The following is a 12,692-nucleotide window of genomic DNA, read 5'->3' on the forward strand; positions in this document are numbered from 1 at the left end:
CCCCGGGACCGGTCGAGGACGGCCGCCCGCCCGGCCTCAGGCCCCGACCAGCGGCGACCCCGACCCGGCCCGCAACGGCACGGCGAGCTCGGCCAGGGCGCGCTCCAGGCCGTGCAGGTGGGCCAGCGCGGGTTCCGCGGCGGGCTCCCGGCCGGCTTCCCGCACCGGGACGGCACCGCCCCCGGTGAGCGCCTCGACGGCGGACTCGACGCGCCAGCAGGCCGCCGCCAGGCGGGCGTCGTGGGAGGCCACCGGGTCGGTCGCGACCGCGACCAGGCCGCGGACCTCCCGGGCGCAGTCGTCGAGCAGGGCGAGCACCCTGCGGGCGCGCCGCTTGCGGCCGAGCACCGGGTTCAGCGGGTGCACCAGCGGGGCGACCGACAGCCGCACCCGGGCCAGCGACTGCTCCAGCTCGGCCACCCGGGGCGCCGGGTCGGCGTTCCCGTCCCCGGCGAGGCGGGCGGCGGCCTCGGCGGTGCAGGCGTGGACGCAGCGCAGCGCCCGCTGGATCCAGGCGTCGGTGACGGCGTGGGTGGTCACGGGCAGGACGAGGAGGACGGCGAGGACGGCGCCGAGCGCGCCCACCGCGGTCTCGGCCAGGCGCAGGGCGAGCAGGCCGGGGGTGAGGACGCCCAGGAGGCCGTACAGCGATCCGGCGAGCACCGTCACGCACAGCATCATCCAGGTGTACGACACGGCGGCCGTGTAGAAGATGCCGAAGACGCAGACGGCGGCGAGCACGGCCGTGGGCACGGCGGCGCCGTGCACGGGCACGACGACGAGCAGGCCGAGGGCGATGCCGAGGACGGTGCCGAGGACCCGCCGGAAGCCGCGGACGAGGGTCTCGCCGCGCGAGGTGGTGTTGACGAAGATCCACCAGGTGGCGCCGACGGCCCAGTACCAGCGCTGGCCGGAGACCAGCTGGCCCACGACGAGGGCGAAGCCCGCGCCGGCGGTCGCCTGGACCGCCTGGCGCGTGGTCACGCGGGCGAGGCCCGTCCCGCCGAGCGGGGCGGGCGCGGGGGCGGGCGGGAGGCGGCGCTCGTAGCACCACAGGCCGAAGCGCACCGCGGCGGCGGCGAGCACGGACAGCAGGACGGACGCGTACAGCTCGGGCAGCCCGGCGGTGGTCGCGTGCAGGAACTGCGCCACGAAGTAGGTCATGAAGGCGAACACGCCGAGGCTGTGCCCGCGCGGTCCCCAGCGGCGCGCGTACACGCCCGCGCCGACGAGGGCGAGGAAGGTGAGGTCGCGGGCCACGGGGTGGTCGTGCAGGACGGCCGCGGCGGTGAGCACGGGCAGGCCGGCGGCCGGCAGCAGCGCGGTGGTGACCGCCTGGCCGCGGACCGTGGCGTCGGCGACGGTGAAGAGGGCGAGCAGGGCGGCGAGGCCGCCGGTGACGACGCCCTGGAGGGAGTGTCCGGCCAGACCGCAGGCGACGACGGCCAATGCGATGCCGAGGACGGCCCGCGTGGCGAAACGCAACCGCGTCCGCCCCGGATCCGGAGCCACGAACACTCTCTTCAGCACTGATTACCGCCCCCTTCGTCCACTGATCACCGACCGGCATGAAAAAGGCGCCGCGGGATCCGCAGCGCCATCGACGTATCCATATGAGCATCTCGGCCGCCAGTGGCTCAAGAGCTGACTTTCAGGCTGGTCCATTGGCCTAGCGGGAACCGGTTCGGTTCGACCATGATCGGGCCAACGGCCCAGGTCGGATGGCCCGACCGTCCGGCTCGTGACTGGGCCATTGGTACAGTCGGGCGGAGTCACCGAGGGACGAGGGAACGGGTCACCGTGGCCGTGGACGAGCTGGACACCCGCATCCTGCGGCTGCTGCTGGAGCAGCCGCGCACCAGCGTGCGCGAGTACGCCCGCATCCTCGGCGTCGCGCGCGGCACGGTGCAGGCCCGCCTGGACCGGCTGGAGCGGGACGGCGTCATCACCGGCACGGGACCCGTCCTCTCCCCCGCCGCGCTCGGCCACCCGGTGCTCGCCTTCGTGCACATCGAGGTCACCCAGGGCCACCTGGACGACGTGGGCGACGCGCTCGCCGCGGTCCCCGAGATCGTCGAGGCGTTCTCCATCACCGGCGGCGGGGATCTGCTGACCCGGGTCGTGGCGCGGGACAACGCCCATCTGGAGGACGTGATCCAGAAGCTGATCAGCCTGCCCGGCGTGGTGCGCACCCGCACCGAGGTGGCGCTGCGCGAGCGGGTGCCGCACCGGCTGCTGCCGCTGGTGGAGTCGCTCGGCCGCACCGCCCGGGGCTGATCCCGCCGCCCCGGGGCCCATATGATCTTCACATCCCGGCTTTGGCATCCTGGGCCCCATGAACGCTCTCGGCGGCATCTCGGTCATCTTCGATCTCGACGGAACGCTCGTGGACAGCGAGCCGAACTACTACCAGGCGAGCCGGCGGGTCCTCACCGAACACGGCGTCCCGGACTTCACCTGGGAGCAGCACGAGGGGTACGTCGGCATCAGCATGCGGGAGACGGTCGCCGACTGGAAGGAGCGGTACGGCCTGACCGCCCCGGTGGAGGAGCTGGCCGCCGCCAAGAACCGCCACTACCTGGAGCTGGCCCGCGCCTCCACCCGCGTGTACCCCGAGATGCGGAAGTTCGTCGAACTGCTGGCGGCCGAGGACGTCCCCATGGCCGTGGCCTCGGGTTCGTCGCGGGAGGCCATCGCGGCGACCCTGACCGGGACCGGCCTGGACGCGTACCTGCGCACCGTCGTCTCGGCCGACGAGGTCGCCCGCGGCAAGCCCGCCCCCGACGTGTTCCTGGAGGCGGCCCGCCGCCTCGGCGCGCGCCCGGCCGACTGCGTGGTGCTGGAGGACGCCGCCCCGGGCGCCGCCGCCGCGCATGCCGCCGGAATGCGGTGCGTCGCGATCCCGTACGTCTCCGCCCAGGCCGGCGCCCCGGAGTTCGCCACCGCCGGACTGCTGTTCCCCGGCGGCCAGCGGGAGTTCACGGCGCGGGCCGCGTACGACTGGCTCGTGCGGTCGGCTCCGTCCTCCTGATCCCGCCGGTGGGGGCGGGTGGCAGCTCGGGGGTGGTCCCGGTGACGGGCACCTTGTACGGCGCCCTGGCATTCCCGCCCCCAGGGGCGGCTTCCGCGCGGTGAGGGACCGAGCCCGGCGCGGTGCCGGGCCGCACCGGCCGCGGCGGGCCCCGTCCCGGCGGCACGCGGGCCGGCGGGGCGCTCCTCGGTGCGTCGCTCCTGTGACCGGTGTGCCGTGTGCCGCTCCCCGCCGTACCGGGGCCGGTTCCGAGCAGGCGCGGGCACGGTGCGCTGACGCCGCGGACGGCGTCCTCGTGCGTGTCCGGCCGTTCGGCGGCGCGGCGCCACCCCCTGCTTCCGGGACCCGCGGGGCGGTGGGGAGGCACCGGACCGACGGCTGCTGCGGCGCCTGGTGCCGGGGAGCCGCCGTCCCCGGCGAACGCCGCCGGGGACCGTGCACGGCTGGTGCGGCTGGCGGAAAGCGGTCCGCCCGTCCGTGAGGTGGCGGTGAGCCGGGAGCCGGAGCGACGGCCGGCAGTGCACGAGCGGTCCGCTCCCCTGTCGGGATCGCGGAAAAGGTCGAGGAACGCGGGTGGGGGCGACCGCTGCCCGTGCCCGGCGGGACGGGAATCGTCGGGAAGCCACCGCTGTGGGGGCCGTACCGCTGGATACTGATGACCTGACTGATCGTCCCCGCCCAGGAGAGCACGGTATGACCATGGTCATGGACATCGATGCCCTCGGTATGCAGCACTGCGAGACGACAGCTCTGGGGGTGCTGCTGCGGCACCGGGGAATCGATCTGTCCGAACCCATGCTCTTCGGCCTCGGCTCCGGTCTGTCCTTCGTCTACTGGGACGGCAAGAACATGGATTTCCCCTTCCTCGGGGGACGGGTCAAGCCTTTCGACCTCACCAGGAACCTGGCCGACAGACTCGAGCTGGAGCTCCTGGTCCAGGAGACCACGTCCCCGCGCAAGGCGTGGGACAACGTCGTGGCCTCCGTCGACGCCGGCCACCCCGTCGGACTGCAGCTCGACAGCTACCACCTGGACTATTTCGACTCGAAGGTCCACTTCGGCGGCCACGTCGTGGCCATGTACGGCTACGACGACCGCAACGCCTACCTGGTGGACACCGAGCAGCAAGGCGGAGCGGTGTCGACCAGCCTGGTCAGCCTCGCCCGGGCCAGAGCCGCACGCGGCCCGATGACCGCAAGACACCGCTCCTTCACCCTCGCCGCACCGAGGAACCCGCCCTCCCCACAGGAGCAGGTCGTCCCCGCCATCACCGTCTGCGCCGACGCCTTCCTCCACCCGCCCATCGCCAACCTCGGCCACCGAGGCATCGAGAAGGCCGGCAAGCTGGTACGCACCTGGTTCCAGCGCACCGACGCCCCACAGCGGGACCTGCCGCGGACCGCCCTCCTGATGGAGAAGGCCGGCACCGGCGGTGCTCTGTTCCGCAACCTCTACCGCGATTTCCTCGCCGAATGCACCGATCTGCTCGGCAGCAGCCGTCTGCGCACCGGCCACACGCTGTACACCGAGGCAGCCACCCTCTGGACGGAGGTGGCGGCATTGATCAAAAAGGCCGGCGAATCGGGCGAGACGCCGCTTCTCGTACAGGCCGGCGCGGTCCTCGGCGATCTTTCCCGCATCGAGCGCGAGGCCATGCAGGCGCTGAGCCGCCTGGAGGCGTGAGGCGCCAAACGCGCCCCGGCCCTGGTGACTTTCAAGGGGGCAACGTTCACCGAAGCTCGCCGGGCGGGCCCGAGCACGGCCCCGGATCCTTCAGGAACGCCTTCGAGAACCCAGGACCCTCGGCGCGCCGGAAGGGTGGTCCGGCGGGTCGCCGGGGCACCGATCGTCGGCGGCACCCGGCAGGGGCCCGACGGGACGGGACCGCCGGGACCGCCTCCGGTCGCACCGGCCGGAACTGGCCGCTCCCGACCCGTTGACGCTCACCTGCCCCCTCCCTATCGTCTGGTCGATCTCCCGTACGGCGTTCGCAGTATCGAACAGCTGGCGGGCACTTCGGACCCCGGAGGAGCACCCATGGCACCGCCCCTCTCCAGGAGAGCCCTTCTCCACGCCGCGGCCCTGGCCGCGGCGGCACCGTCGGCGGCCACCGCGGCGGCCGGGCCGGCCCGCGCCGCGTCCGGCGGACCGTCCGCCCCCGCCGTCGAGGCGCCCTCCGCCTGGCGGGTCCGCCCGTTCGGGCTGGCGGAGGTGGCCCTCGGCCCCGGCGTCTTCGCCGACAAGCGCCGCCTCATGCTCGACCACGCCCGCGGCTACGACGTGAACCGGCTGCTCCAGGTGTTCCGCGCCAACGCCGGACTGTCCACCCTCGGCGCGGTCGCGCCCGGCGGCTGGGAGGGGCTGGACGGCGAGGCCAACGGAAATCTGCGCGGGCACTACACGGGGCATTTCCTGACCATGCTGTCCCAGGCGTACGCGAGCACCGGCGAGCAGGTGTTCGCCGACAGGATCCGCACGATGGTCGGGGCGCTGGCCGAGGTGCGCGAGGCGCTCGGGCGGGAACCGGCCGTGCTGGGCGTCGAGGGCAGGTTCGGCGGGGCCGTGGAGAACGTCCGCGGGTCGTACCGGTACATCGACCTGCCGGCCGGTGTCCTCGGCGACGCGGCCGAGATCACCCTGGCCGCGTGGGTGAGACCCGCGCACGACGGCACCTGGGCGCGGGTGTTCGACTTCGGCGACGACACGACGCGTTACCTGTACCTGGCCGCGCGGAACGCCGGCGGGGTGCCCCGGTTCGCGATCACCACCGGCGGGCCGGGTGGCGAGCAGGGGCTGGACGGTACCGCCCCGCTGCCGACGGACCGGTGGAGCCACCTGGCGGTCACCCTGTCCGGCGGCACCGGCACGCTGTACGTCGACGGGGTGGCGGTGGCCCGGAACACGGCCCTGTCGCTCACCCCGGCCGCCCTGGGCCCCCTCGCCCACCACTGGCTGGGCCGGTCCCCCTTCGCCTCCGACCCCGTCTTCGCGGGCGCCTTCGGCGGGTTCGACGTGTGGTCGCGGGCCCTCACCGCCGACGAGGTCGCCCGGTTGCGGAACCGCCCGGGCGACGGCGACCTCGTCTCGTACGCCTTCGACGAGACGGCCGGCGACACCTTCGCGGACGGCTCCGGCCGGGGGCTGACCGCCACCCTGCGCCGCACCTGGGGCGGGCCCAGTCACCCCGGGTTCCTGGCGGCGTACCCGGAGACGCAGTTCATCCGGTTGGAGTCGATGACCGCCAGCGACTACACGCAGGTGTGGGCGCCGTACTACACCGCGCACAAGATCCTGCGGGGGCTGCTGGACGCCCACCTCGCCACGGGCGACGACCGGGCACTGGACCTCGCGTCCGGCCTGTGCGACTGGATGCACTCCCGGCTGTCGCGGCTGCCCGCCACCACCCTCCAGCGCATGTGGGGCCTGTTCTCCAGCGGGGAGTTCGGCGGCATCGTCGAGGCGATCTGTGATCTGCACGCCCTCACCGGCAAGGCCGAACACCTGGCGCTGGCCCGCCTGTTCGACCTCGACCGGCTCATCGACGCCTGCGCCGCCGGCACCGACGTCCTCGACGGACTGCACGCCAACCAGCACATCCCGATCTTCACCGGGTACGCGCGGCTGTACGACGAGACGGGTGAGGAGCGCTACCTCACCGCCGCGAAGAACTTCTGGCACATGGTCGTACCGCACCGCATGTACGGCATCGGCGGCACCAGCACCGGCGAGTTCTGGAGGGCGCGGGACGTCGTCGCGGGCACGCTCGGCGCCACCACCGCCGAGACGTGCTGCGCCTACAACCTGCTCAAGCTGAGCCGGACGCTGTTCTTCCACGAGCAGGACCCGGCCTACATGGACTACTACGAGCGGGCCCTGTACAACCAGGTGCTCGGCTCCAAGCAGGACCGGCCGGACGCCGAGAAGCCGCTCGTCACCTACTTCATCGGGCTGACGCCCGGCCAGGTGCGGGACTACACGCCCAAGCAGGGCACGACCTGCTGCGAGGGCACCGGCATGGAGAGCGCCACGAAGTACCAGGACTCGGTGTACTTCGCGCAGGCCGACGGCGGCGCCCTGTACGTCAACCTCTACAGCCCCTCCACGCTGGCCTGGGCCGAGAAGGGCGTCACCGTCACCCAGGCCACGGACTTCCCCCGGGAGCAGGGGACCACCCTCACCATCGGCGGCGGCAGTGCCTCCTTCGCCCTGCGGCTGCGGGTGCCGTCGTGGGCGACGGCCGGGTTCCGGGTGACCGTCAACGGCCGGGTGGTGCCGGGCACCCCGCGGCCGGGCAGCTACTTCACCGTCTCCCGGAGGTGGCGGCGCGGCGACACCGTGCGCGTGAGCGTCCCGTTCCGGCTGCGGGTGGAGAAGACGCCCGACGACCCGTCGCTGCAGACCCTCTTCCTCGGACCGGTCAACCTGGTCGCCCGCGACGCCGGCACCGCCTTCCTGGAGCTGGGTCTGTACCGCAACGCGGGGCTCTCCGGCGACCTGCTGCCCTCGCTCGCCCCCGTCCCCGGCGAGCCGCTGCACCACACCCTGGACGGCATCGGGCTGGCACCGTTCTTCGAGGGGACCGAGGACCCCTTCCACGCCTACTTCCGGCGGTCCGAGCCCCGGGTCGTCTTCGGCACCCTCGACGCGGGCGTCGCCAACCCGGCGCGGCCCGACGGGACCACGCTGCTGGACGAGGTCTGGGCGGGGGCGCCGTTCGACGGCAAGGGGGCGCTGGTGGCCCGGGTCCGGTCGACGGTGGACACGTGGGTGTCCGAGGGGCTGCTCGGACGGGCCGACGGCGTCCGGGTGGTGGAGACGGCGCGGAAGGCGTCGTACGCGCCGTGAGCGTCACGCGGCTCACCCGCGGGTAGGTCCTCCCGGCCGGGAAGACCCGGGCCGGCGCGCGCGACACGCCGGTGCGCGAGCGGGCCGGCCGGGGCGGGGCGCGGTCCTCGACCGCCCCCCGCCCCGGAGGGAACCGGTCCGTTCCGCCACGGGCGGGCGACTCCCCAGCGGACCGGTCCGCCCCGGCTCCCCGAGGGCCGGGAGACGAACGCGCCCGCCCCGCCCCCGGCGGGCCGGCGGAGCACCGGCGCGGACGGGGCCGCCGGTGAGCAAGGCTCCGGCAGTAGGTCGTGCGCCCGCGACGGCGTCTCGCGCGTGCCCCCTCCCGCCGCGCCCGGGCGTTCCGCGTCCGGGCACGTCGGTGTCGTTCCCGCCGTCGCGGTCGTCAGACCTCGCGGTGCTGATGCGCACGGAACAGCCGCGTGGTGCGCCTCATCGAGCATTTCCCGCCACAGCCGGCGTAATTGGCGGGAATCCAGTAGTTCTGCCCTTAGGCGACGGCCGACGCGGGGAGCACCATGTCCACAGCTCCGCAACCAGCCCAGTGAGGTGGTACCCCATGAACGTCGTCGACCTGGCCGCGCTCGGTGAGTCGTTCACCCGCGACCCCTACCCCGTGTACGCCCGTTTACGGGCCCAGGGACCGGTGCACCGCATACGGATGCCGGAAGGAGGCGCTTCGGCCTGGCTCGTCGTCGGATACGAGGCCGGGCGTGCCGCGCTCGCGGATCCCCGCCTCTCCAAGGACTGGGGCAAGGCGTCCCCCGCTTTCCCCCTGGGCGCCGTCTCCTCGGGCCCGCACATGCTCAGGGCCGACCCGCCGGACCACACACGGCTGCGGAAGCTGGTCGCCCGGGAGTTCACCGCACGCCGTGTGGAGGAACTCGCGCCGCGCATCCAGAAGACCACCGACGAGCTCCTGGACCGGATGCTCACCGCCCCCGACGGGCGCGCCGACCTCGTCGAGGCGCTGTCCTTCCCGCTGCCCATCTCCGTGATCTGCGAACTCCTCGGCGTCCCCGACCTGGACCGCGAATCCTTCCGGACCTGGTCGAACGACGCCCTCGGCGCCACCGACCCCGAAGTCCGCAAGGCCGCGGCGGCCTCGATGGCCCGGTACATCGAGGAATTGGTGGAGGGCAAGCGGCAGCGACCCGGTGACGACCTCATGAGCGCGCTGATGCACGGCTCCGACGACGACGGCGACAAGCTGTCCCACGAGGAACTCATCGGCATGGCCTGGCTGTTGCTCGTGGCGGGCCACGAGACCACGGTGAACCTCATCTCCAACGGCGTACTCGCCCTGCTCACCCACCCCGAGCAGTTGGCGGCCCTGCGCGCGGACGTGTCCCTCATCGACAACGCGGTCGAGGAGATGCTGCGCTACGAAGGCCCCGTCGAGACCCCCACGTACCGGTTCACCACCGAGCCGTTGACCATCGGCGACACCGTCATCCCCGGAGGCGGCGAACTGGTCCTCGTGGCCATGGCCGACGCCAACCGCGATCCCGCGCGCTTCCCCTCGCCCGACCGCTTCGACATCTCCCGTGACAGCCGCGGCCACGTGGCCTTCGGCCACGGCATCCACTACTGCCTGGGCGCGCCGCTGGCCCGCCTCGAAGCGCGCATCGCCGTCAGGACACTGCTGGACCGCTGTCCCGACCTGTCCCTGGACATCCACCCTGCTGCGATCACCTGGCGCCCGGGAATGATGATCCGCGGCCCGCTGAGCCTGCCCGTACGGTTCACCCGGTAGAACCCGGTGCGCGAAGGAGCGTTCCGCGAGCAGACGACGGCGGCGGGCGGCTGGGCCGGTGAGGGCCGTGCCGCCGCTGACGAAGCGGTCGGCGCGGCGGAGGGGCCCTGCCCGCGTCGCCGGGGCTGTCCCTGGACGGTCCCCGGCTGATGGATCGTGGCCGGGGGCGGTGCGCCGCCACGGTCCACGGTCCGGGATCACTTCACCGCCGGCCCCTCAGGGCCGGCGGCGGGGGCCACCGCGCCGGCCGCCGCCCTTCGGGGTGCCCCGGGAACCCCGGCGCGGGGTCTTGCCGGCAGCCGACCCGCCCCCCGCCGGCTTCCCGGCCGCCCTGCCCCCGGCCTGCCTTCCCGCCGCGGGCTTGCGTCCGGCGCCGCCCGCGCCGGTGCGCTGCGGCTCGTCCTGCCCGGGTTCCTGCCTGCGGCCCCGGGTGCTGTTGACGGTCCGGCCGCGGACGATGCCGATGAAGTCCTCCACCAGGTCGGTGGTCGCCCCCTCCGGCCAGGACAGCGCCACGCTCGACGTGGGGGCGTCGGTGAGCGGCCGGTGGGTGAGGTCCTTGCGGTGGTGCAGCCTGGCCAGCGACAGCGGGACCACGAGCACGCCGATCCCGGCCGCCACCAGCTCCACGGCGTCCGCCGTGGTGGCGGGGCGCTCGAACGCGGGCCGGCCCGGGAGGCGCTCCCAGCCGAGGACGTCGTCGAGCGGATGCAGCACGATCTCGTCGGCCAGGTCCGCGACCGACACCTCCTCGGCCGCCGTGACGAGGTGGTCCTTCGGGACCACCACGACCGTCGTCTCGGTGTAGAGCGGGATCGCGCTGAGGACCGTCCGGTCCACGGGCAGCCGCACCAGGCCGGCGTCGGCGTCGCCCGCCAGCAGCGCGCCGCCCGCGTCGGCGGCGGGGACCTGGGCGAGCGACAGCGGGACGCCGGGCAGCCGCTCGTGCCAGATGCGCACCCACTTGTCGGGCATCACGCCCGGGACGTACGCGAGCCGGAACGAGGCGGGTTCTTCCGAGGCTGTCACCCGGCCAGGTTACCGGGCGCGGTCGTCGGACGGGGCCGTCAGCCCTGGTCATCGGGACCGGTGTGGCCGCCGGGAGTGGTCATCGGTCGCGCGCACGCTCGATACCCTGGATGTCATGACCCAGCACCAGAGCACCCAGACGATGAAGCCCGCGACCGCGGCCAAGAAGCTGGGTGTGTACCTCGAGGCCACACCCGCCGACTTCCGGGAGGGCGTCGTCTCGCGCGCCGAGCTCAACGCGCTCCAGGCCGACCCGCCCGAGTGGCTGCGGGAGCTGCGCCGCACCGGCCCGCACCCCCGCCCCGTCGTGGCGGCCAAGCTGGGGGTCTCCATCGCGGGCCTGCACCGGGGCGGGATCACCGAGCCCCTGACCACCGAGCAGATCGAGGCGCTGAAGCAGGAGCGTCCCGAGTGGCTGGAGCGTGAGCAGGCGCTCCAGGCCAAGGTCCGCGAGGAGGCGGCGCGCGTGAAGAAGCTGCACGCGGAGCGCGCCCAGGCCTCCTGACCGGCGCCGGGCTTCCCGGCCGTCCCCGACGGCCCCGCAGGGCGCGTCCCACCGGCTTCGGGGGCGCCTAGCCGGTCGTGGCGGGCGACGGCCGTACGTCGAAGCCGCCGTGGCCGTCGAAGCGGACCTCCAGCACGGCGTCGAAGCCGTCCTCGCGCGTCGGCCGCCGCAGCCGTCCCAGCGTGGCGCGGACGCCGACCTCCGGGACCCGGTCGCGTCCGGCGCGCGCGGCGTTGCGCCGCAGGGAACCGGCGAGGTCGGGCGGGAACCAGTAGGCGACGACGACGGCGCCGTACAGACGCCCGGCCGCCACCAGCGGGCCCCATTCCTCGGGCGAGGGGTTGGTGTTGTCGACCGCCACCGACCGGCCGGCGGCCAGCGCCTCCTCGACGAGCCGCATCTGCCGGGCCTGCTTGTGACGTGCGCCGCGCGGGAACCGGTCCTTGCCGACCAGCGCGCAGCGCCCGGCGAGGACCTGCTCGCAGAAGGTGGACTTCCCCGAGGCCTGGAGCCCGACCAGGACGGCCACCTCGGGTCCGCCGGTCCCGTCCGGCCGGCCGTCTCCGGCGTTCCCGGCCCCCTCGCCGCTCCCGTCCCCGTCCGCCGTTGCGGTCATCCCTCTCAGCCTTCGGCCTTCTGCTCGGTCAGGCTCCAGGCGTACTGGAGCCAGTCCGCCACGGTGACGGCGGTCAGGCCCGCGCACACCAGCCGGGCCGCCCGCGGGGCGGTGGCGTAGGTGCCCACGAGCCCGCCCGCCACCCAGGCCGAGGTGCAGAACGGGCAGGACACCAGGTCGCCGACGGCACGGCGCAGTCCGCTGCCCCGCGAGACGTCCATCACCTCGTTGGCCTCGCTGTCGCGCTCGCGGCGGGTGAACGGCGCCCGGATGAAACTGGTGACCTTGTCCTTGGACAGCAGCCGGGACGCCTTGAACGTCGCCGCGCCCAGGAGCGCCATGTCCCAGGGCGGTACCCCCTCGGGCAGCCGCACCCCACGGCGGCGCGCCAGGACGGCGAACAGCCCGACGCCCGTGGCGAAGGTCGTCGTCAGCGCCGCGTAGCCCCAGAGCGGGGCCTCCTCCTCACCGTCATACCGCTGCTCTCCGTCCGTCATGGGTGCCTCCTCGGGAACGCCTGCGGCCGGCCCGTGCCGGCCGGGGGTCGAGTGCCCCCTCCCGCCCTGGTCATACGCGGTGTCCCCCGGGCGGGGCGGCGGCCGGGCCGCCGGTGCCGCGCTTTGGTCCGGACCGCCGTCTCGGGTCCGCTCCGGCCGGTCGGGGGCTCCGCGTGATCGGACGGCGGCGGCCGGGCCGAGGGGTGATCGGCCCGGCCGCCGCAGGCCGTGTCGGTGAGGGCGGACGGCGCGGTGCTCGCGTCCGGTTCCCCGGCCGCCCTCGCCGTGGCCGGGTGCCCGTCGCCCGGCCGCGGCGGAAACGGGCACCGGCCGGGCGTGCGCGCCGCGCGAGGGCCGGCCGGCCCGGCAGCGGCACGGGCCGGCCGCCGCGCGCCACCGGAACGGCCTCACCG

Annotated in this window: 10 protein-coding genes; 6 read left to right on the forward strand and 4 right to left on the reverse strand. The window is 74.4% G+C overall.

From position 1 onward, the window contains the following. Positions 1-36: 36 nt before the first annotated feature. Complete coding sequence (locus ACSU6Z_RS02845; RefSeq protein WP_437042533.1) at positions 37-1,530, reverse strand: FUSC family protein; 1,494 nt, start codon at positions 1,528-1,530, stop codon at positions 37-39. 270 nt (positions 1,531-1,800) lie between these two features. Here ACSU6Z_RS02845 and ACSU6Z_RS02850 point away from each other — a divergent pair, with 270 nt between their 5' ends. The 5 genes from ACSU6Z_RS02850 (at position 1,801) to ACSU6Z_RS02870 (ending at position 9,632) form a co-directional block, all read left to right on the forward strand. Further along, the gene (locus tag ACSU6Z_RS02850) at positions 1,801-2,277 is read left to right on the forward strand and encodes an Lrp/AsnC family transcriptional regulator (RefSeq protein WP_029385474.1); all 477 of its coding nucleotides are present in this window, start codon (positions 1,801-1,803) and stop codon (positions 2,275-2,277) included. Positions 2,278-2,335: 58 nt separating this feature from the next. After that, complete coding sequence (locus ACSU6Z_RS02855) at positions 2,336-3,031, forward strand: HAD family hydrolase (protein WP_437042535.1); 696 nt, start codon at positions 2,336-2,338, stop codon at positions 3,029-3,031. A gap of 693 nt (positions 3,032-3,724) precedes the next feature. Next, on the forward strand, positions 3,725-4,714 hold the full coding sequence (locus ACSU6Z_RS02860) for a BtrH N-terminal domain-containing protein (protein ID WP_437042537.1): 990 nt from the start codon (positions 3,725-3,727) through the stop codon (positions 4,712-4,714). A gap of 354 nt (positions 4,715-5,068) precedes the next feature. After that, positions 5,069-7,876, forward strand: coding sequence for a beta-L-arabinofuranosidase domain-containing protein (locus tag ACSU6Z_RS02865; protein WP_437042538.1), 2,808 nt, complete (start codon positions 5,069-5,071; stop codon positions 7,874-7,876). Positions 7,877-8,435: 559 nt separating this feature from the next. Further along, on the forward strand, positions 8,436-9,632 hold the full coding sequence (locus tag ACSU6Z_RS02870; RefSeq protein WP_437042540.1) for a cytochrome P450 family protein: 1,197 nt from the start codon (positions 8,436-8,438) through the stop codon (positions 9,630-9,632). Positions 9,633-9,848: 216 nt separating this feature from the next. Here ACSU6Z_RS02870 and ACSU6Z_RS02875 read toward each other — a convergent pair whose 3' ends face one another. Then, complete coding sequence (locus ACSU6Z_RS02875; RefSeq protein WP_437042542.1) at positions 9,849-10,661, reverse strand: LysR substrate-binding domain-containing protein; 813 nt, start codon at positions 10,659-10,661, stop codon at positions 9,849-9,851. A 115-nt stretch (positions 10,662-10,776) separates the two neighbouring features. Between ACSU6Z_RS02875 and ACSU6Z_RS02880 the strand changes: the two genes are divergently transcribed. After that, positions 10,777-11,166 (forward strand): DUF5997 family protein, encoded by a 390-nt coding sequence (locus ACSU6Z_RS02880; RefSeq protein ID WP_437042544.1) that lies wholly within the window; start codon positions 10,777-10,779, stop codon positions 11,164-11,166. A gap of 67 nt (positions 11,167-11,233) precedes the next feature. On the opposite strand, the gene ACSU6Z_RS02885 is transcribed toward ACSU6Z_RS02880, so the two are convergent. Together ACSU6Z_RS02885 and ACSU6Z_RS02890 are read right to left on the reverse strand one after the other, a co-directional pair. After that, positions 11,234-11,782, reverse strand: coding sequence for an AAA family ATPase (locus ACSU6Z_RS02885; RefSeq protein WP_437042546.1), 549 nt, complete (start codon positions 11,780-11,782; stop codon positions 11,234-11,236). Between the two features lie 5 nt (positions 11,783-11,787). Then, positions 11,788-12,279 carry a DUF1360 domain-containing protein gene (locus tag ACSU6Z_RS02890; RefSeq protein ID WP_437042547.1) on the reverse strand — a complete coding sequence of 164 codons (492 nt, stop codon included), beginning with the start codon at positions 12,277-12,279 and terminating at the stop codon, positions 11,788-11,790. Positions 12,280-12,692 lie beyond the last annotated feature (413 nt).

The sequence above is a fragment of the Streptomyces sp. enrichment culture genome, from assembly GCF_964273145.1.
Lineage (GTDB): Bacteria > Actinomycetota > Actinomycetes > Streptomycetales > Streptomycetaceae > Streptomyces.